This is a genomic window from Streptomyces sp. NPDC048353, assembly GCF_055587165.1.
On record NZ_JBVJGU010000010.1, the window covers coordinates 102,526 to 122,588 of the forward strand.

Sequence of the window (20,063 nt, forward strand, 5' to 3'; positions counted from 1 at the left end):
GCGGGCTGCGCCGACGACCGACAACGCAGCGTGGGGGCACCTCCCGTGCCCGAAGGGCTACGGGGGAGTGCGTGCCAGGCGTCCCCGGCCAGACGGGACTTTCGAAACACGCCCTAGGCCGCCGGTCCTGCTCGCGCGCCGAGCGGGGCCGCACGGCAGACGGCTCGGGCCGGGCCCCCTGAGGAGGTCCGGCCCGAGCCGTCGGGGCGCGGTGCGAGGGGAGAGTCAGGCGCCGTCGCCGATCAGGGCGTCGACGAACGCGCCGGGCTCGAAGGGCGCCAGGTCGTCCGGGCCCTCGCCCAGGCCGACCAGCTTGACGGGGACGCCCAGCTCGCGCTGGACGGCGACGACGATGCCGCCCTTGGCCGTGCCGTCGAGCTTGGTGAGGACGATGCCGGTGATGTCGACGACCTCGGCGAAGACCCGGGCCTGGATGAGCCCGTTCTGACCGGTCGTGGCGTCCAGGACGAGCAGCACCTCGTCGAGCGGGCCGTGCTTCTCGACCACGCGCTTGACCTTGCCGAGCTCGTCCATGAGACCGGTCTTGGTGTGCAGCCGGCCGGCGGTGTCGATGAGGACGACGTCGGCGCCCTCCGCGATGCCCTCCTTGACGGCGTCGAAGGCGATCGACGCCGGGTCGCCGCCCTCGGGTCCGCGGACGGTGCGGGCGCCGACGCGCTCGCCCCAGGTCTGGAGCTGGTCGGCGGCGGCGGCGCGGAAGGTGTCGGCGGCGCCGAGGACGACCGTGCGGCCGTCGGCGACCAGGACCCGGGCGAGCTTGCCGGTGGTGGTGGTCTTGCCGGTGCCGTTGACGCCGACGACCATGACGACGCCGGGGGTGCCGGGGGCGCTCTCGGTCTTCACCGAGCGGTCGAAGTCGCCGAGCAGGGTGACGAGCTCCTCGCGGAGCAGGGTGCGCAGGTCGTCCGGGGTGCGGGTGCCGAGCACCCGCACGCGCTCGCGGAGCCGGTCGACCAGCTCCTGGGTGGGGGCGACGCCGACGTCGGCGGTGAGGAGGGTCTCCTCGATCTCCTCCCAGGTCTCCTCGTCGAGGTGCTCGCGGGACAGCAGCGTGAGCAGCCCCTTCCCGAGGGAGTTCTGCGAGCGGGCGAGCTTGGCCCGCAGGCGTACGAGACGGCCCGCGGTCGGCTCGGGCACCTCGATCACGGGGGCGGGGGGCGCCTCCGCGACGACCGGGTCCTCGAGGGCGGCCGGGGTCTCGACGGCCTCCTCGGCGGTCGGGAGGCCGACCTCCTCGATCGTGCGGCGTGGTTCGTCCCGCGGTGTCTCCGCCTCGTCACCGACATGCGGTTCGGCAGGCGGAGCGGTGATGGTCGGTGGGGTGGTCGGAGCCTCGGCCGGCGGCAGCTGCTTCTTCTTGCGGCCGCTGATCACGAGCCCGCTGGTCACGACGACCGCGACGACGAGAGCGATGACTACAGCAAGGATGAGTTCCATAACCCGTCCAGTATCGGCCACGACCCGGCGGTTGGGAGAGCACGTAGGGTGGGTGCGTCCCCCCACATCTGTACGGAGTACCCCCATGCCCCACGCCTCCGAAGCCGAAGGCGCGACGAGCGACGGCACCCTGGAGACCCGCGGTCTCGAGCCCGTCCCCGACAGCGAGCGCACGGGCCGTGCGCGCGAGCTCTTCCCGACCTGGGTCGCCGCCAACATCAGTGTGCTTCTTCTCACGATGGGCGCCGGCCTGATCGTCTTCAACGGCCTGAACTTCTGGCAGGTCCTGGTCGTCGCGATCGCGGCTCCGGTGCTGTCGTACGGCATCGTCGGTCTGATCTCGATCGCGGGGAAGCGCGGCGGTTCGCCGGGCATGGCGCTGTCGCGGGCCGTGTTCGGGCAGCGGGGCAATCTCTTCCCCGGTTCGCTGATCTGGGTGGCCCGCTGGGGCTGGGAGACCATCAACGCGGTGACCGGCGCCTATGCGGTGCTGACGGTGCTCGATCTGCTCTTCGGGGTGGAGTCGAGCACGCCGCTGATCGTGGTGACGCTGCTCCTCTTCGTCGCCTGCACGTTCCTGGTCTCGGGTCTGGGCATCAACGCGCTGCGGGTGTGCAGCACGTGGTCGACGTACCTCTTCGGCGCGTTCTCCGTGCTCGTGCTGGTCTATCTGGTCGCCGACACCGACTGGTCGGCGGTCTTCGACAAGCCGGCCGGTTCGACGGCGATGATGATCGCGGGCATCGGCACCATCGCGGCGGGCGGCATCAGCTGGGTGCCGTCGGGGCCGGACTTCACGCGGTATCTGCCGCGTACGGCGTCGTCCCGGGCGATGGTCGGTTCGACGGTCGGCGGTGCCGGGATCGTCGTGCTGCCGATGGTCCTGATGGGCGCGGTGATGGCGGTGGGGACGCCGAGTCTGGCTTCGGCGCAGGACCCGGTGTCGTTCATCGGCGAGCTGCTGCCGGCCTGGATCTCCGTGCCGTACCTGGTGATCGCGCTGATCGGGATGCTGCTGATCAACTCCATGTCGATGTACTCGGCCGGGTTCACCGCGCAGACGCTCGGCATCAAGGTGTCGCGTGCGGCGGCGGTCAGCGTGAACGCCGTGATCAGCCTGGTCTTCGGTTTCCTGCTGATGGTGGTGGCGACGAGCTTCATCGGCTCGTTCATCTCGTTCCTCACGCTGCTCGCGGTGGCGTTCTCCGCCTGGATCGGCGTCTTCGGCGTCGACATGCTGCGGCGGCGGTCGTACGACGGGGTGGCGCTGATGGACACCACGCGGACCAGTGCGTACTGGTACCGGGGCGGTTTCGCCTGGCAGGCGATGACGGCGTGGGCCGTGGCGCTGATCGCCGGCCTGCTGTTCACGAAGGTCGACTGGTTCTCCGGTCCGCTGGCGTCCACCTGGATCGGTGAGAACGGGCTGGGCTGGGCGGCGACGATCGTGGTGGCGGGTGTGCTGTACGCCGTGCTGCCGCGGACGCCCGCGCGGGAGGCCGTCGGGTCGGCCGGGGCCCGCGGGGCCGTTCCGGAGAGCGCCTCCGAGACTGTTTCCATCTGACGTCACGTCAGATACCGTCCCCCTTCGCACCGGCTTCCCGAGCCCGCGGAGGGGGACTCGCCATGCCCTTCACAGTCGTACGGTTCAACCTCGTCGATCCGGACGCGACCCCCGAGTCCCTCTCGGAGCGCTACCGCGCGGCACTGGCCATGGCGGCCTACGCCGACGAGCGGGGGGTCGACACCGTCCAGACCGAGGAACACCACGGTGTCGCGGACAACTGGCTCCCCTCCCCCTTCGCCTTCGCCGGCGCCGTGTTCGGGGCGACGCGGCGGATCGCGGTCACCGTGTCCGCCGCCATCGGCCCGCTGCACGACCCGCTGCGGCTGGCCGAGGAGATCGCGGTCCTCGATCTGCTGAGCGGGGGCCGGCTGGTGACGGTGGCGGGCATCGGCTACCGCCCGGAGGAGTACGAGGAGCGCGGGGTCGACTGGGGCCGGCGCGGGAAGCTCCAGGACCTGCTCCTGGAGACCCTGCTGCGGGCGTGGACCGGGGAGCCGTTCACCTACGAGGGCCGTACGGTACGGATCACTCCGCGGCCCTTCACCCAGCCGCATCCGCTGCTGCTGGTGGGCGGGTCCTCGAAGGCGGCGGCGCGGCGGGCGGCCCGGCTGGGCCTGCCGTTCTTCCCGAGCGCGCACCTGCCGGAGCTGGAGGAGCACTACCGGCGGCTGTGCGCGGAGTACGGCACGGAGGGCTGGACGATGATGCCGGCGCGGGAGACCCCGCTGCTGCACCTGTCGGAGGATCCGGACCGGTGCTGGGCGCTCTACGGCAAGCACTTCCTGCACGAGGCGCGGACCTACGCCTCCTGGCAGTCGAAGGACATCCGGTCGGCGGTGCGGTCGGCGGCCTCGACGGTCGAGGAGCTGCGGGCGGAGGGGGTGTACCGGATCGTGACGCCGGACGAGTGCGTGGCGCTGGGTCTGGAGAGCGTGGTCCTGCATCCGCTGTGCGGCGGGATGCCGGTCGAGGAGGCGTGGCGCGGGCTGCGGCTGTTCGGGGACGACGTACTGCCCCGGCTCAGGGCATAGGGCCCTGAGCCGGGGCAGTATCCGTGTTCGAGGAGCGGGGCAGCGGGGTTTAGCCCATCTCCTCCAACGCCTTGCCCTTCGTCTCCTTGACGTACCGCAGTACGAAGGGGATGGAGAGCACGGCGAAGACCGTGTAGATGATGTAGGTGCCGGAGAGGTTCCAGTCCGCGAGGGACGGGAAGCTCGCGGTGATGGCCCAGTTGGCGATCCACTGCGCGGAGGCGGCGACGCCGAGGGCCGCGGCGCGGATCCGGTTGGGGAACATCTCGCCGAGGAAGACCCAGACCACCACGCCCCACGAGAGGGCGAAGAAGAGCACGAAGACGTGGGCGGCGACGAGGGCCACGACGCCCTGGGTCTCGGGGAGTTTGCCGTCGACGAGGTCGGCGGAGAAGGCCCAGGCCTCGACGGCGAGGGCGATCGCCATGCCGACGGAGCCGACGAGGGCGAGCGGCTTGCGGCCCACCCGGTCGACCAGGACCATCGCGATCACGGTGCCGATGATGTTGATGATCGACGTGGTGAACGAGTAGAAGAACGAGCTGGAGGGGTCGATGCCGACCGACTGCCAGAGCGTCGAGGAGTAGTAGAAGGCGACGTTGATGCCGACGAGCTGCTGGAAGACGGAGAGTCCGATGCCGACCCAGACGATCGGGAGCAGCTTGAAGCGGCTGCCGTTCACGAACAGGTCCCTGATCGTGGACTTGTGCTCGCGGCGCATGGCCTGCTCGATCTCGCTGACGCGGTGGTCGAGGTCGACGCCCTTGCCCTCGACCTCGGAGAGGACTTCCTTGGCCTTGCCGATCTTGCCGACGGAGATGAGGAAGCGGGGGGACTCCGGGATGGCGAAGGAGAGCAGGCCGTAGAGGAGTGCGGGGACCACCATCACGCCGAGCATCCACTGCCAGGCTTCCAGGCCGCCGATCTCGCCCCGCTGGTCGCCGTCGGCGAGCTGCAGGATGCCGTAGTTGACCAGCTGGGAGATGGCGATGCCGATGACGATCGCGGCCTGCTGGAAGGAGCCGAGGCGGCCGCGGTAGGCGGCGGGGGCGACTTCGGCGATGTAGGCGGGGCCGATCACGGAGGCCATGCCGATGGCGAAGCCGCCGACGATCCGCCAGAAGGCGAGGTCCCAGAGGGCGAACGGCAGCGCCGACCCGACGGCGCTGATGGTGAACAGCACGGCGGCGATCTGCATGCACCGGATGCGGCCGATCTTGTCGGCCATCCGTCCGGCGGTCGCGGCGCCGATGGCGCAGCCGATCAGGGCGATCGCGATGACCTGGGCGAGCGTGCCGGATCCGATGTCGTAGCGGTCCCGGATCGCCTCGACGGCGCCGTTGATGACGGAGCTGTCGTAGCCGAAGAGGAAGCCGCCCATCGCGGCGGACGCCGTGATGAAGATGACGTGGCCGAGGTGGTCCGGGTGGGCGGCTCGGCCTTCGGAGGGCGGGGGCGCTTGCGCGGTGCTGGTCACATGGACTCCTGGAGGCTCCGGCTTCGCCGGGGCGTGGGGGGCGAGCCCTTCCAGTGGCGCACAACTTCACGCCGCCCACCACTTGAAGGTAAAAGTAACGCTGCAGAGACTATGCCTTCAAGTTTCGAAGTCAAGGCTTGCCCTCTTGTGAATTGAGGCCGTGATTGATCCCCACTGTGTACAAGTCTTGAATGAGGTGGTCTATCGCAGCCGCTGGCTGATGACCTTCGATACCCCGTCGCCCTGCATGGAAACGCCGTACAGCGCGTCCGCGACCTCCATCGTCCGCTTCTGATGGGTGATCACGATCAGCTGCGAGGACTCCTGCAGCTCCCGCATGATCCGGATCAGCCGCTGGAGGTTGGTGTCGTCCAGCGCCGCCTCGACCTCGTCCATGACGTAGAAGGGGCTGGGGCGCGCCTTGAAGATGGAGACGAGCATCGCCACGGCGGTCAGCGAACGCTCCCCGCCGGAGAGCAGCGAGAGCCGCTTGACCTTCTTGCCCGGCGGGCGGGCCTCCACGTCGACGCCGGTGGTCAGCATGTTGTCGGGGTCGGTGAGGACGAGCCGTCCCTCGCCGCCGGGGAAGAGCCGCGAGAAGACGCCCTCGAACTCGCGGGCGGTGTCCCGGAACGCCTCGGTGAAGACCTGTTCGACGCGGACGTCGACCTCCTTCACCACCTGGAGGAGGTCGGCCCGGGTCTTCTTCAGGTCTTCGAGCTGCTCGGAGAGGAAGTTGTGGCGTTCCTCCAGCGCCGCGAACTCCTCCAGAGCGAGCGGATTCACCTTTCCGAGTTGCTGGTACGCCCGTTCGGCGGCCTTGAGCCGCTTCTCCTGCTCCGCGCGTTCGAAGGGCCGCGGCCGGTTGCGCGGATGGTCCGGGTCCTCGGGCAGCGTCTCGCCCTCCGCCGGCGGCGACGGCGGTACGAGCTGGTCGGGGCCGTACTCCGCGACCAGGCCGGCCGGCTCGACGCCCAGCTCCTCCAGGGCCTTGGTCTCCAGCTGCTCGATCCGCATCCGCTTCTCCGCGCCGAGCACCTCACCGCGGTGTACGGAGTCGGTGAGCTTGTCGAGCTCGGCCTTCAGCTCACGGCCACGGGCGCGGGCGGCGGCCAGGCCCTCCTCGCGGGCGCCCTTCGCGGACTCGGCCAGGACGCGCTCCTGTTCGGCGCGGACCAGGGAGACCTCGATGTGGGCGAGGAGCTGCCGGGCTCCCGCGGCGACGGCGCGGGCGACCTCCGCCTCGTGACGCAGCCGGGCACGGCGGCGTTCCGCACGCGCGCGTGCCTCACGTTCGGCGCGGGCGCCCCGGTCGAGGGAGTCGGCCCGCCCGGCGAGGCCCTTGACCCGCTCCTCGTGGGTACGGAGCTGCAACCGGGCCTCCATCTCCGTCTGGCGGGCGTTGGCTCCGTCGGCGGCGAGCCGGTCGCGCACGGAGGTGTCGGGCTCCTCCTCGGCCGGGGTCTCCTCGGCCACGAGCAGGCGCTCGGCCAGCTCCTCGGCCTCCTCCAGCGCCTTCTCCAGGGCCTCCTGGGCGCGGGCGGCGGCCGCGGCGGTCCGCTCGGCCTCCCCCGCCGCGCCACGGGCCTGTCCCGAGAGACGGCCCAGGCGCTGGGCGACCGCGGACTTCTCGCGGTCGGCGGCGCGGCGGCGCTCGGCCAGCTCCTCGACGAGCGCGGCGGCGGTCCGGCGGCGCTCGCCGGCCTCGTGCTGGGCGCCGGCCAGCTCCTCGCAGCGCACGGCCAGCTCCCCGAGCTCGGCCGCGGCCTCGTCGACGGACGCCTGCACTTCGAGCAGGCTCGGCGCCCCCGCGGAGCCGCCCTGCGCGAAGTGCGCCCCGAGCAGGTCGCCCTCGGCGGTGACGGCGGTGAGCCCCGGGTGCGCGCGGACCAGCTCCTCGGCCTCCTCCAGGGTTCCGACGACGACGATCCCGTCGAGCAGGCGCCGTACCGCGCCCATCAGCTCCTCGGGGCCGCGCACGAAGGAGGCTGCCCGGGCGACCTCCGGGGGCACCGGGGTCTCGGCCGGGGCCTGCGCCCCGGTGAGCAGCAGCGCCGCCCGGCCCCCGTCCTGCTTGCGCAGCAGGCGCAGCGCCTCGACCGCGGTGGAGGGGCCCGAGACGGCGACCGCGTCCGCCGCGGCGCCGAGGGCGGCGGCGAGCGGGACCTCGTGTCCGGGGGTGACGGTGAGGAGTTCGGCGGCGGGGCCGAGGAGGCCGGTGAGGTCGTCGCGGGCGGCCAGCAGCGCCCCCGTCCCGTCCTTGCGGCGCAGGCCCAGGGCCAGGGTTTCGTGGCGGGCCCGGGTCGCCGCCCGGGAGCGGTCGGCCGCGGCGGCGGCGTCCCGGGCGGCGGAGAGCGCCGCCTCCGCCTCGGCGAGGTCCCGGCGGGCGGTCTCGTACCGCTCCCCCAGCGCGCTGTCGTCCGCGTCGAGCCCGTCGACCTCGGCCTTGAGCTGCTCGTACTCCTCCTGGGCGAGGACGGCCCGCTCCCCTGCCTCGTCGCGGGCGGCGGCCAGCCGGTCGATCTCGGCCTGCGCGGACGCGGCGCGCGAACGGGCCGCGTTGACCTGACCGTGCAGCCGGGCGAGCCCCTCGCGCCGGTCGGCGATGGCGCGGGCCACGTCCCTGAGGCGGCGCTCCTCGACCGCCAGTTCGCGCTCCAGTTCGGCGCGATGGGCGACCGTGTCCTCCAGGGCCCGCTCGGCGGCCTCCAGAGCCGCCTCCAGCTCTGCCTCCTGCTCCCGGATCCGGGCGGCCTCGCGCTCCATGTCCTCGGGGTCGCGCCCCCGGCGCTCCTCCGGCGGCTGGGCGGTGGCGCTCTTCACGCGCGCGTCGGCGAGCGAGACGGTGCCGCGCACCCGCTCGGCGAGCTGGGAGAGTTCGTACCAGGTCTGCTGGGCGCGCTGGAGGCGTGGGGCGAGCCGCCGGACCTCGTCCTCGAGGCCGGCCTCCCGGGCGAGCGCGGCCCGCAGCTCCGTCTCGGCGCTCTCCTTCCGGGCGAGCAGCGCGGCCTCGTCGGCGACCTCGGCGCTCAGCGCCTCCCGGAGCCGTACGAGGTCGTCCGAGAGGAGCCGGAGCCGGGCGTCGCGCAGGTCGGCCTGGATGACGGCGGCGCGGCGGGCGACCGCGGCCTGCCGGCCGAGGGGCTTGAGCTGGCGGCGCAGTTCGTCGGTGAGGTCCTGCACGCGCGCGAGGTTGGCCTGCATCGCGTCCAGCTTCCGCAGCGCCTTCTCCTTGCGCTTGCGGTGCTTGAGTACACCGGCCGCCTCCTCGATGAAGGCCCTGCGGCCCATCGGGTCGGCGTGCAGGACGGAGTCCAGCTGTCCCTGGCCGACGATGACGTGCATCTCGCGGCCGATGCCGGAGTCGGAGAGCAGGTCCTGGATGTCGAGCAGCCGGCAGGTGTCGCCGTTGATCTGGTACTCGCTGCTGCCGCCCCGGAACATGATCCGGGTGATCGTGACCTCGGCGTAGTCGATGGGCAGGGCGCCGTCGGCGTTGTCGATGGTGAGCGAGACCTCGGCGCGGCCGAGCGGGGGCCGCCCGGTCGTGCCGGCGAAGATGACGTCCTCCATCTTGCCGCCGCGCAGCGACTTGGCGCCCTGCTCGCCCATGACCCAGGAGAGCGCGTCCACGACATTGGACTTGCCGGATCCGTTGGGGCCCACGACGCAGGTGATCCCCGGTTCGAACCGCAGCGTGGTGGCGGACGCGAACGACTTGAAACCGCGAAGGGTCAGGGCCTTGAGATGCACGCCCCGGGACTCTACCGGTGCACACGCGTTTCACCGGTGAAGGCGAAGGGCAGATCCCCCCTCAGGGAGAGGGCCCTGGGGGAGGCAAGAAAGAAGGGACGCCGAAGCGTCCCTTGCATATCTGGCTGTGCCAGCGAGAGTGTCTCTCACCTCACCCTTGCGGGTTGTCGCGTCAGGTGAGCGCAGGCTCCGCCTGGGGTACGTCGAGGTCGATGCCGTGAAGCAGCGAGTCTCCGTGATGTGCGGCGGCCGCGTTGAGCGCGTCGTTCTCGGACTGAATCCGTACAAGCTCGGACTCGAGGTCCTGGACGCGCTGCTGCAGCCGTCGCATCTCGGCGAGGAGTCGCGGGTCGGAGCCGCCGACGTAACCGAGAAGCGCCTTTGCCATGATGGATGGTCCTCCACACTGAGTGACCGACCGATTGCGGTGTGGGTCGTGAGGGATTTCGCACCCGCGGTGCTCGGCGGTACTGCTTGTCGTGCCCGTTCTCACTGCCGAACAGCTCAGGTGCGCGGGGCTTCCAGAATCTCACCAAAAAGTTTGACGGTCAACACGATCACGCCCCTCATCAAGGGGCAACCGGCGGGCAGCGGCCGCGGACCATGCGGCGGCGCCTCTCGACCCGGTGCCTCGGGGGCTGTCGAGATCATCCTTCCTCGGCCGGCCGGACAAGGCAAGAGCTTCTCGGCAACGACCAGGTCATTTCCCCTTCACGGGCCGTTCCTCGAACGTCCGCCCGGTGGGCGCACGGGCCGCCGGGCGGAGGGTCGCCGAAGGGCTCCGGGCTGGCTCAGCGGATGGCGAAGCCGTCGTAGCCGCCGCGCGGCGTGTCCCAGATCTCAGTGACTCCGTCCACGCGCCCGGGTGTGTCGGCCGAGCGGAGCCAGTCGAGCAGGCGGTGGCAATTCTCACTCGCCCCTTCCGCCACGACCTGCACACGGCCGTCGTCGAGATTGAGGGCGAAGCCGACCAGGCCTCCGATCTCCAGAGCGTTTGCCCTGGTGAACCAGCGGAAGCCCACTCCCTGTACTCGGCCGCGCACCCAGGCGGTGAGCCGTACGTCTTCGTTCATGACTGAACGCTAACGAACCAATCGCCGCAGGAGCCCACCGCCCCCACGCCGCATGGCGTACAGTCCCGACGGAATGAGGCTCACCCATACGAGTGCGGCCCGTTCGAATGATCCACAGAAGCAAAGATCAGCAAAGAGCACAGCACAGGTCGTCAGGAAGGCAGAGCAGATGGGACGCCATCGTCGCTCCGGCGCCGCGCCCGCCGCAGAAGAGTACGCGGCCGGCGCGGACCGTCGGCACCAGGGTGCGCGCCGCAAGAAGCGGGGCGGGCCCGTCCGTACCGGGCTGCTCGGCGTCTCGGCCGCGGTGGCGGTCGGCGCGGTCGCCGTCGCCTCCGGCCTGCTTCCGGGCGGGGAGACCCACACCGTCGGCAGCGTCGGCTCGGGCGAGACCCGGTCGCAGCCGCAATCCCCGCAGGTTCCGCGGCTGACGACGCAGGGCGGCGCCTCGGCGACCCCGTCCGACCGCGCCTCCACCCCGGAGACGGCGCGGCCGGGCACCGGCACCCCCTCGAAGACGGCCACGCCGTCCGCGAAGCCGACGCCCACCCCCTCCAGGACGACCGCCGCCCCGAAGCCGAAGAAGCCGTCCGCCCCTCCGTCGAGGACCGCGAAGCCGTCGAAGACGGTGGAGGCACCGCCCCGGACCAAGCGGCCCGCGGCGCCGAAGCCTGCCCCGACGACCGCGAAGCCGGCCCCGCCGACGAAGGCCCCGGCACCGGTCGACCGCGAGGCGGCCGCCGAGGCGGAGGTCGTCCGGCTGGTCAACGAGGAGCGGGCGAAGGTGGGCTGCAGCCCGGTGCGCTCGGACGCCGAGCTGGCGAAGCTGGCCGGCGCGTTCAGCGCGGACATGGCCGAGCGCGGCTTCTTCGACCACACCGACCCGGACGGCGCCACCCCCTGGGCACGCGCCGAGAAGGCGGGCATATCCGGCTTGGGCGGCGAGAACATCGCCCGCGGCCAGGCGGACGCGGCGGCCGTGATGGCGTCCTGGATGGCCAGCGACGGCCACCGCGCCAACATCCTGAACTGCGACTACACGACGGTGGGCGTCGGTGCCCACTTCGCGTCCGGCGGCCCGTGGTGGACCCAGGACTTCGGCTTCTGAGCCACGCCTGACCGGTAGGCGAAAGGGCCCCGTCACCCTGCGGTGACGGGGCCCTTTCGCCTACCGGCGGTCAGGCGGCGGCGCGGCCCGCGGTGAGGGTGCGGGCGACGCTGGCGACGCGGCGGCCGAGGTGCTCGGCGGTGGCGAGATCGGCCTTGTGGACGCCCTCGGGGCCCAGGTCGTTCGGGGTCTGGGCGCCGGCGCCGGAGAAGAAGCCGAGGCGGTTGAGGTCGTTCTCGGAGGCGTCGCTGGTGTTCCAGCCCGGCTTCAGGCCGAGGTTGACCCAGGTCATGCCGTGCTGGGCGGCGAGGGTCTGGAAGAACTGCAGGGTGTGCAGCTTGTCGCCGCTCTTGGAGGCGGAGTTGGTGAATCCGGCGGCCAGCTTGTCCATCCAGGCGTCGCTGAACCAGCGCTTCGACGTGGCCTCGGCGAAGGTGTGGAACGCGCCGGAGGCGGTGCCCATGTAGGTCGGCGAGCCGAAGACGATCGCGTCGGAGGCGTCCAGCAGCTCCCAGTCGGCCTCGGTGATCTCGTCCACCTTGATCAGGTGCACGGTGGCACCGGCGTCGGCGGCGCCGTCACGGACGGCCTCGGCGACGACGGCGGTGTGGCCGAAGCCGGAGTGGTAGGCGATGGAGACGACGGGCGCGGTCATGGAGGACTCCTCATCAGCGGGGGGCGATGACCAGAAGTAGAGCACTAACTTCTGGTTAGTGCAAGCCACCAGTTAGCGCACTCTGATACACAGCGCTGCGCGCGGGTATGGTAGAGGGCATGACTGACGAGCTGGTGTTCGACGTGTTCGCCCGGGCCTGCACCTCGCGCGAGACGCTCGAGCATGTGACGGGCCGGTGGGGCAGCCTCACCCTGGGCGCGCTGTACGAAGGCTCGTACCGCTTCAACGAGCTGCGGCGCCGGGTCGACGGGGTGAGCGAGAAGATGCTGTCGCAGACGCTGCACGCCCTGGAGCGGGACGGTCTGGTCCACCGCGAGGCACGGCCGACCAACCCGCCGCGGGTGGACTACCGCCTGACGCCGCTCGGCCGGGAGATCGCCGAGCATCTGCACGGCCTGATCGACTTGGTCGAGGGGCGGATGCCGCAGGTGCTCACGGCCCGCGCGGAGTACGACGCGGCGCGCGAGACCGCCGCGCCGTGACCGCCCCGCACCGTCCTCAGAGGACGGTGCGGGGCGGTCGCTGGCAGCGCGGACAGAAGTAGCTGGACCTGTTCATCCAGGGCCGGCGCCGCATCGGCGTACCGCAGCGGCGGCACGGCTCGTCCTCGCGCCCGTACGCGTCAAGCGAGCGGTCGAAGTAGCCGGATTCGCCGTTGACGTTGACGTAGAGGCTGTCGAAGCTGGTCCCGCCGGCGGCGAGCGCGGAGTTCATGACGTCCCGCACGTGGCCGAGCAGTTCGGCCGAGCGGGGGCGGGTCAGGGTCGCGGTGGGGCGTTCGTAGTGCAGTCGGGCGCGCCAGAGCGCCTCGTCGGCGTAGATGTTGCCGACGCCGCTGATCAGCGACTGGTCGAGCAGCGCGCGCTTGATGGTCGTACGGCGCAGGCGGAGCGCGGCCTGGAAGGCGGCGTCGTCGAACGCCGGGTCCAGCGGGTCGCGCGCGATGTGCGCGATGACGTCGGGCAGGCCGTCCGGAGTGTTGTCGTGGAGCGAGAGACCGCCGAAGGTGCGCTGGTCGACGAAGCGCAGCTCCGTGCCGAGGGCGTCGTCGAACCGGACGCGGATCCGCAGGTGCTTCTCGGCGGGAGCGCTCTCCGGCTGCACGAGGAGCTGGCCGCTCATGCCGAGGTGTCCGAGGACGGAGACGTCCTCGTCGGCGAGCGGGATCCAGAGGTACTTGCCGCGCCGGCGGGCGGTCCCGAACCGGCGGCCCCTCAGCCGCGCCGCGAAATCGTCCCCGCCGGCCGGGTGCCGGCGCACGGCCCGCGGGTGGAGCACCTCGACCTCGCCCACGGTCCGCCCGTCGATCCAGCGCTCGAGCCCGCGCCGTACGACCTCGACCTCGGGCAGCTCGGGCACGTGACTCCTCCGGAGGGGGTACGGGAACGACGCCCGTCAGCCTACCGCCCGGGGTTCGCCCCCCCGCTCCGAGGAGTCCCGGCCCGAGCCGGTGGGAGAAGGGGCCTCACGCGAACGACCCCGCCCGGAACCTCGTGGAGGTTCCGGGCGGGGTCGTCAGGAAGGGTGTGGCCTCAGGCGGATGCCTGATCCGCGGGGGAGGAGACGTCGGCGATCTCCTCCGTTCCCGCCTCGGCCGCGGCCTTCGCCGCGGCCACCCGCTCGTCCGCGGCCGCGCGGATCGCACGCCACGCGGATTCCGCGGCCTGCTGCTCCGCTTCCTTCTTGCTGCGGCCGGTGCCGGTGCCGTACGAGACACCACCGACGCGGGCGGCAGCAGTGAAGATCTTCTCGTGGTCCGGGCCCGTCTCGGAGACGAGGTACTCCGGGACCCCCAGGCCCTCGGCCGCGGTGAGTTCCTGGAGGCTGGTCTTCCAGTCCAGTCCTGCACCGAGGTTCGAGGACTTCTCGATCAGCGGGTCGAAGAGCCGGTGCACCAGCTCGGACGCCGCATCGAGGCCCTGGTCGAGATAGACCGCGCCGATCACCGCTTCAAGGGTGTCGGCAAGGATGGACGCCTTGTCCCGGCCGCCCGTGCCCTCTTCGCCCCGGCCGAGCCGGATGAAGGAGCCGAGTTCGAGGCCGCGGCCCACCTCCGCCAGCGCACGCGAGTTGACCACCGCGGCCCGCAACTTGGCCAGCTGGCCTTCGGGCAGGTCGGGGTGGGTGCGGTACAGCGTGTCCGTGACCACCAGGCCGAGCACGGAGTCCCCGAGGAACTCCAGCCGCTCGTTGGTGGGCAGACCGCCGTTCTCGTACGCGTACGAGCGGTGGGTCAGCGCACGCACCAGAAGGGCGGACTCGAGCTGATACCCGAGCCGCCCTTCCAGAAGCGTGTGGGACGAGGCATTGTCCGTCTTGTTGTCCGACGTGTGGGACTCAGACATTGCGCCTCTCACCAGCCACTCAGACCGAGAGGACCTGGCGCTTGTTGTAGGTGCCGCAGCTCGGGCACGCGATGTGCTGCTGCTTCGGCTCCTGGCAACGCTCACACGAAACCAGGGTGGGGACCGCAGCCTTCCACTGCGACCGGCGGTGGCGCGTGTTGCTGCGCGACATCTTCCGCTTCGGAACAGCCACGGCTACTTCTCCTGCTTCTCGGCGGCGCGTGCAGACCCAGGCCCGTCGCCGCTCATGTTGTCCTTCTCATCGGTTCCCAGCGAACCGGCGAGTCCCTGCAGTGCCGCCCAACGGATGTCGACGGCGTCATGGTGGTGGTCCGGATTGTCGTTCAGGTTGGTCCCACATTCGGAACACAGACCCGCACAGTCCTCCCGGCACACCGGCTGCATCGGCAGTGCGAGCACCACCGCATCACGCAGCACGGGTTCGAGGTCGAACATGCCGTCCTCGAGGGGAATCATGTCCTCGTCGTCCTCGGCTTCGTCGTCCGCGGCCGCCTTGGAGCGGCCCCGGTCGTCGGAGTCGGGGTACGAGAACATCTCCTGGAAGTCCACGTCGAGCTCGAGCTCGACGGGCTCCAGACACCTTACGCACTCCCCTGCGGCCGATGCACGGGCGGTGCCTGTGACGAGCACCCCTTCCATGACCGACTCGAGACGGAGCTCGATCTCCACAGGCGCGCCTTCCGGCACACCGACGACCCCTTCGACCCCGAGGTCGGCCGGGGCCGACACCGAGCGGGAGAGCCGCTGGAGGGCACCAGGACGCCGCCCCAGCTCGTGTGTGTCGAACACGAGGGGATTGCGGTGGTCGAGGCGCGTGCTCAGGGTTCTTCCTGCTTTCGGATCGTGAGGCGGCTGCCGTGCTCGCATCGGGACACGATGGGTGCGCGTCGAGAGGCGAAGCGGGCAGCATGGATCGCGGGCATACGCGCGACCGAAGAGCCAGGATACTGGACGCTTCGCTCAGGACCCAATCCGGGCCGGGGCCGCCACCGGGCTCACTGCCCCTGCTCGTACCGGCGCAGCTGCTCCAGGTCGATCATGCCGGTGTCGAAGAAGCTGGTCTCGTCGAGCGCCGCCGCCTGCTGCTGCTGCGGGACCTGGTGCTGCTGGACCTGGTGCTGCTGCTCGTAGGCGTAGGGCTGCTGGTAGGCGTACGGGTCCTGGCCCTGGTTCTGGTACGCGTACGGGTCCTGGGTCTGGTAGGCGTACGCGTCCTGCTGCGGGAGCTGGGACTGCTCGCCGTAGCCCTGGGTGTGGGAGGCGGCGGTGCCGTACGGGTCGGGGTGCTGGGCCGGGACCTGCGGGGCCTGCTCCGGGGCCTGCCGGCCCACCGGCGCGGGGTCCGCCAGCTCGGCGAGTCCGGCCAGATAGTCGGCGTCACTGGTGTGCACCGCTCCCCCGGCCGCGTCCTGGGCCGCCATGTGGGCGCCGAGGTCGTCGGTGGCGATCCGGCCGTGGAGCTTCTGCCGGCCGCGGCCGACCGCCTCCAGGGTCTTGGAGAGCACCGCCTCGAAGGCGCCGAGCTTGGCGTCGACGTACTCGTCGGCCCGGTGGATCAGGGTCTGCGGGTCCGAGCTGTACTCGGGAGCGTCCTCGTCGGCGTACCCCTGCGCGTCGAGACCGGGGCCGCGGCCGAGCAGCTTCTCGCGGCCGCGGTCGACGGAGCCGATGGTCTTGTTGAGGACGACCTCGAAGTTGGCGAGCTTGGAGTCGACGTAGTCGTCGGCCTCGGCGCGGATCTCCTCGGCCTCGCGGCGGGCCTCGTCGAGGATCCGCTCCGCCTCGTCCTGGGAGCGGCGGGCGACCTGGGTGTCGGAGATCAGCGAGCCGCGCTCGGCGTGGGCGGCCTCGATGATCCGCTCGGCCTCCTGGCGGGCCTGCTCGACCATCTGCTCCCGCCCGCCGATCAGCTCCTGGGCCTGGGCCAGGGAGCCGGGCAGGGCCTGTCGCACCTCGTCGAGCAGGGCGAGCAGCTCGGCCCGGTTGACGACGCAGGACGCCGACATGGGCATGGACCGGGCGTGGGTGACCGTCGAAACGATCTCGTCGAGCTTCTTCTGCACGTCCACCGGGTGCTCGCCACTCTCTACAGCTGGATGGAGACGGACGGGACGACTGTAAGGGCAGTCGTCCCCCGTCCGACACCGGGTGACGGTCTGTCAGTGGCGGTCGCGCGCGGTGGCGTGCGGGTCACTGCCCGCCGCGCTGCTCGGCGAGCCGCTCGGTGAGCCTGCCGAGGACGGCCTCGGGCACCAGGTGCGAGACGTCGCCGCCCCAGGCGGCGACCTCCTTGACCAGCGAGGACGACAGGAAGCTGTAGGTGGGGTTGGTGGGGACGAACAGCGTCTCGACGCCCGAGAGGCCGATGTTCATCTGGGCCATCTGCAGCTCGTAGTCGAAGTCGCTGACCGCGCGCAGGCCCTTGACGATGGCGGGGATGTCCCGCTGCTTGCAGAAGTCGACGAGGAGGCCGTGGAAGGACTCGACCTCGACGTTGCCGAAGTCGGCGGTCACCTCGTGGATCAGTTCGATCCGCTCGTCGACCGTGAACAGGCCCTTCTTGGACTGGTTGATCATCACCGCGACGTGCACGACGTCGTACAGCTTGGAGGCGCGGGCGATGATGTCGAGATGTCCGTTGGTGATGGGGTCGAATGACCCCGGACAGACGGCGCGGCGCAACGTGGGTCCCTCGCTCTCCGGTCCGGTCATCGTGCGTCTTCGCACGTAGAGGCGGCGCGACCGTACCAAAACGTTCCCTCGCCGTAGCGACGGGCCCGCAATGGCTCGTAACCGGCCGGCCAGCCGAATTCTCCGCCTCGGGTGCTGCGCTCCACGGTGACGAGGGCGTCGTCGCCGATCCAGCCCCCGGAGCGGAGTGTGAGCAGGATCTCCCGAAGATCGTCGTCCGAGACGGCGTACGGCGGGTCGAGGAAGACGAGGTCGTAGGGGTCGGCGGGCGCCGGGCCCGTCACGATCTGTTCCGCTTTGCCGGTACGGACCTCGGCGCCGGGCAGCCCGAGGGCGCGGACGTTGTCGCGGACGGTCCTGGCGGCCCGGGTGTCGGCCTCGACGAGGAGGGCGTGGGCCGCGCCCCGGGAGAGCGCTTCCAGGCCGACGGCGCCGGAGCCGGCGTAGAGGTCGGCGACCCGCGTCCCGTCCAGGGTGCCGAGGAGCGCCTCCCAGGTGGAGAAGAGGCCCTCGCGCGCCCGGTCGGAGGTGGGGCGGGTGCCGGTGCCGGGCGGCACGGCCAGTCGGCGTCCGCCGGCGGTGCCGGCGATCACGCGGGTCATCTGAGGTCCTTGCCGTTCTCTTCGGGACTCGGGTCTGCGCCTCCACGATATGGCCGGGGCCGGGGTGTGGCGTCACCCCTTGTCCAGGAACTCCTCCCGTTCCTTGTCCAGGAGCGCGTCGAGGGCGATGCGCAGCTCGGGGTGGGCGGTGAGGTCCGGGTCGGCGTGGACGACGGCGGTGGCCTCCTCGCGGGCGGCGGTGATGACGTCCTCGTCGTCGATGACGGTGAGCATCCGCAGCGAGGAGCGGACCCCGGACTGGGCCTGGCCGAGGACGTCGCCCTCGCGGCGCTGTTCGAGGTCGATCCGGGAGAGCTCGAAGCCGTCGAGGGTGGAGGCGACGGCGCCGAGGCGCTGCCGGGCGGGGCTCGCCTCGGGCATCTCGGTGACCAGGAGGCAGAGGCCTGGGGCGGCGCCGCGGCCGACGCGGCCGCGGAGCTGGTGGAGCTGGGAGACGCCGAAGCGGTCGGCGTCCATGATCACCATGGCGGTGGCGTTGGGGACGTTGACGCCGACCTCGATGACGGTGGTGGCGACGAGGACGTCGGCCTCGCCGGCGGCGAAGCGGCGCATGACGGCGTCCTTGTCGTCGGGGTGCATCCTGCCGTGCAGGACCTCGACGCGCAGTCCGGCGAGCGGGCCGGCGGTGAGCTTCTCGGCGACCTCCAGGACGGCCAGCGGCGGGCGCTTCTCGGCCTCGTCCTCGGCGGAGGGCTTCTTCTTGGCCTTGGGGTCGTCCTCGCCGTCGCCGATGCGGGGGCAGACGACGTAGGCCTGGTGGCCGTTCTCCACCTCCTCGCGGACGCGGTCCCAGGCGCGGGTGAGGAAGTGGGGCTTGTCGGCGGCGGGGACGACGTGGCTGGCGATCGGGGAGCGTCCGGCGGGCAGCTGGTCCAGGACGGAGGTCTCCAGGTCGCCGAAGACGGTCATGGCGACGGTGCGCGGGATGGGGGTGGCGGTCATCACGAGCAGGTGCGGGGGCTGTTTGCCCTTGCCGCGCAGGGCGTCGCGCTGTTCCACGCCGAAGCGGTGCTGTTCGTCGACGACGACCAGGCCGAGGTCGTGGAACTTGACCTTGTCCTCGATCAGGGCGTGGGTGCCGATGACGATGCCGGCCTCGCCGGTGACGAGGTCGAGGAGGGCGTGGCGGCGGGCGGCCGCGCCCATGGAGCCCGTGAGGAGGACGACCTTGGTGGCGTGCTCGGCGCCGCCGAGGGTGCCGCCCTCGGCGAGCTCGCCCATCATCTCGGTGATCGAGCGGTGGTGCTGCTGGGCGAGGACCTCGGTGGGGGCGAGCATGGCGGCCTGTCCCCCGGCGTCGACGACGGCGAGCATGGCGCGCAGGGCGACCATCGTCTTGCCGCTGCCGACCTCTCCCTGGAGGAGGCGGTGCATGGGGTGTTCGGTGGCGAGGTCGTCGAAGATCTCCGCGGAGACCTTCCGCTGGCCGTCGGTGAGGGTGAAGGGCAGCTTGGCGTCGAAGGCGTCGAGGAGGCCGCCGGGGGCGGGTCTACGGGCGACGGCGGGCAGCTGGGTGTCGGCGAAGCGGCGGCGGGCGAGGGCGACCTGGAGGACGAACGCCTCGTCCCACTTGAGCCGCTGCCGGGCGTCCTCGATGTCGGCCTTGGTCCGCGGCCGGTGCACCTTGCGCAGCGCGTCGGGCAGGTCGGTGAGGCCGCGGCCCTCGCGCAGGGCGGACGGCAGGGGGTCGGCGAGTCCGGCCCAGCCGGTGGCGGCCAGGGAGTCCAGGACGATGGAGACGGACTGCTCGATGGTCCAGGATTCCAGCTGCTTGCAGGCGGGGTAGATCGGCAGCAGCTCGCTCGCGAAGGCCTTGACCTGCTCGGCGTCGCTGTCGGCGTCCAGGAGTTTGTACTCCGGGTGGGAGAGCTGGAGCTTGCGGTTGAACAGCCCGACCTTGCCGGCGAACATCCCGCGCCGGCCGGGCAGCAGCTCCTTCTGGTGGAAGAAGACGGCCCGGCCGAAGAAGACGAGCTGCATCCGGCCGCTGCCGTCGGTGATCGTGACCTCCAGGCGCTGGCCCTTGCCCCGTCCGCCCTTGTTGAAGGTCAGCACGCGGGCGTCGGCGACCTGTGCGACGACCGTGACGTGCTCGTCCAGGGGGAGGTCGGCGAGGGCGGTCAGCTCGCCGCGTTCGGCGTAGCGCCGGGGGTAGTGGTGGAGCAGGTCGCCGACCGTGTGGAGGTCGAGGTGGTCGGCCATCACCTTGGCGGTGGCGGCGCCGAGGACGTTCTTGAGCG

General features: G+C 71.5%; 18 protein-coding genes. 4 read left to right on the forward strand and 14 right to left on the reverse strand.

Annotated elements, in window-relative coordinates; all coding sequences use genetic code 11:
* Positions 1–225 precede the first annotated feature (225 nt).
* On the reverse strand, positions 226–1,458 hold the full coding sequence (gene ftsY, locus ACZ6RC_RS29795; protein WP_391138846.1) for a signal recognition particle-docking protein FtsY: 1,233 nt from the start codon (positions 1,456–1,458) through the stop codon (positions 226–228).
* Between the two features lie 85 nt (positions 1,459–1,543).
* Here ftsY and ACZ6RC_RS29800 point away from each other — a divergent pair, with 85 nt between their 5' ends.
* Positions 1,544–3,022, forward strand: coding sequence for a cytosine permease (locus ACZ6RC_RS29800; RefSeq protein ID WP_469589040.1), 1,479 nt, complete (start codon positions 1,544–1,546; stop codon positions 3,020–3,022).
* A gap of 62 nt (positions 3,023–3,084) precedes the next feature.
* Positions 3,085–4,056 carry an LLM class flavin-dependent oxidoreductase gene (locus ACZ6RC_RS29805; protein ID WP_469589044.1) on the forward strand — a complete coding sequence of 324 codons (972 nt, stop codon included), beginning with the start codon at positions 3,085–3,087 and terminating at the stop codon, positions 4,054–4,056.
* Between the two features lie 49 nt (positions 4,057–4,105).
* Here the strand turns inward: ACZ6RC_RS29805 and ACZ6RC_RS29810 are convergent, their stop codons facing one another.
* The 4 genes from ACZ6RC_RS29810 to ACZ6RC_RS29825 form a co-directional block, all read right to left on the reverse strand.
* Positions 4,106–5,533 (reverse strand): sugar porter family MFS transporter, encoded by a 1,428-nt coding sequence (locus tag ACZ6RC_RS29810; RefSeq protein ID WP_391138852.1) that lies wholly within the window; start codon positions 5,531–5,533, stop codon positions 4,106–4,108.
* Positions 5,534–5,734: 201 nt separating this feature from the next.
* Positions 5,735–9,286 carry a chromosome segregation protein SMC gene (gene smc / locus ACZ6RC_RS29815; protein ID WP_469589048.1) on the reverse strand — a complete coding sequence of 1,184 codons (3,552 nt, stop codon included), beginning with the start codon at positions 9,284–9,286 and terminating at the stop codon, positions 5,735–5,737.
* A gap of 172 nt (positions 9,287–9,458) precedes the next feature.
* Positions 9,459–9,674: a hypothetical protein gene (locus ACZ6RC_RS29820; protein ID WP_391138857.1), complete on the reverse strand. Its 216-nt coding sequence runs from the start codon at positions 9,672–9,674 to the stop codon at positions 9,459–9,461.
* Positions 9,675–10,077: 403 nt separating this feature from the next.
* Entirely contained in the window at positions 10,078–10,359 is a 282-nt protein-coding gene (locus ACZ6RC_RS29825; protein WP_391138859.1) for an acylphosphatase, read from the reverse strand.
* Between the two features lie 169 nt (positions 10,360–10,528).
* Here ACZ6RC_RS29825 and ACZ6RC_RS29830 point away from each other — a divergent pair, with 169 nt between their 5' ends.
* Positions 10,529–11,467: a CAP domain-containing protein gene (locus tag ACZ6RC_RS29830; RefSeq protein ID WP_469589053.1), complete on the forward strand. Its 939-nt coding sequence runs from the start codon at positions 10,529–10,531 to the stop codon at positions 11,465–11,467.
* A gap of 70 nt (positions 11,468–11,537) precedes the next feature.
* Here ACZ6RC_RS29830 and ACZ6RC_RS29835 read toward each other — a convergent pair whose 3' ends face one another.
* Positions 11,538–12,122 (reverse strand): flavodoxin family protein, encoded by a 585-nt coding sequence (locus ACZ6RC_RS29835; protein ID WP_469589056.1) that lies wholly within the window; start codon positions 12,120–12,122, stop codon positions 11,538–11,540.
* A gap of 119 nt (positions 12,123–12,241) precedes the next feature.
* Here ACZ6RC_RS29835 and ACZ6RC_RS29840 point away from each other — a divergent pair, with 119 nt between their 5' ends.
* Entirely contained in the window at positions 12,242–12,625 is a 384-nt protein-coding gene (locus ACZ6RC_RS29840; RefSeq protein WP_391138877.1) for a winged helix-turn-helix transcriptional regulator, read from the forward strand.
* Positions 12,626–12,641: 16 nt separating this feature from the next.
* On the opposite strand, the gene mutM is transcribed toward ACZ6RC_RS29840, so the two are convergent.
* The 8 genes from mutM to recG form a co-directional block, all read right to left on the reverse strand.
* A complete protein-coding gene (gene mutM, locus ACZ6RC_RS29845; RefSeq protein ID WP_469589061.1) occupies positions 12,642–13,502 on the reverse strand; it encodes a bifunctional DNA-formamidopyrimidine glycosylase/DNA-(apurinic or apyrimidinic site) lyase in 861 nt (286 codons plus the stop codon).
* Between the two features lie 173 nt (positions 13,503–13,675).
* Positions 13,676–14,488: a ribonuclease III gene (gene rnc / locus ACZ6RC_RS29850; protein WP_391138882.1), complete on the reverse strand. Its 813-nt coding sequence runs from the start codon at positions 14,486–14,488 to the stop codon at positions 13,676–13,678.
* Between the two features lie 19 nt (positions 14,489–14,507).
* Positions 14,508–14,681: a 50S ribosomal protein L32 gene (gene rpmF, locus ACZ6RC_RS29855; protein ID WP_030496967.1), complete on the reverse strand. Its 174-nt coding sequence runs from the start codon at positions 14,679–14,681 to the stop codon at positions 14,508–14,510.
* A gap of 2 nt (positions 14,682–14,683) precedes the next feature.
* The gene (locus ACZ6RC_RS29860) at positions 14,684–15,376 is read right to left on the reverse strand and encodes a YceD family protein (protein ID WP_391138885.1); all 693 of its coding nucleotides are present in this window, start codon (positions 15,374–15,376) and stop codon (positions 14,684–14,686) included.
* Positions 15,377–15,504: 128 nt separating this feature from the next.
* The gene (locus tag ACZ6RC_RS29865) at positions 15,505–16,578 is read right to left on the reverse strand and encodes an ATP synthase F0 subunit B (protein ID WP_469589065.1); all 1,074 of its coding nucleotides are present in this window, start codon (positions 16,576–16,578) and stop codon (positions 15,505–15,507) included.
* Between the two features lie 121 nt (positions 16,579–16,699).
* On the reverse strand, positions 16,700–17,191 hold the full coding sequence (gene coaD / locus ACZ6RC_RS29870) for a pantetheine-phosphate adenylyltransferase (RefSeq protein ID WP_391139651.1): 492 nt from the start codon (positions 17,189–17,191) through the stop codon (positions 16,700–16,702).
* Between the two features lie 26 nt (positions 17,192–17,217).
* On the reverse strand, positions 17,218–17,802 hold the full coding sequence (gene rsmD / locus ACZ6RC_RS29875) for a 16S rRNA (guanine(966)-N(2))-methyltransferase RsmD (protein WP_391138889.1): 585 nt from the start codon (positions 17,800–17,802) through the stop codon (positions 17,218–17,220).
* 72 nt (positions 17,803–17,874) lie between these two features.
* Entirely contained in the window at positions 17,875–20,025 is a 2,151-nt protein-coding gene (gene recG / locus ACZ6RC_RS29880) for an ATP-dependent DNA helicase RecG (protein ID WP_469589262.1), read from the reverse strand.
* Between the last annotated feature and the right edge of the window lie 38 nt (positions 20,026–20,063).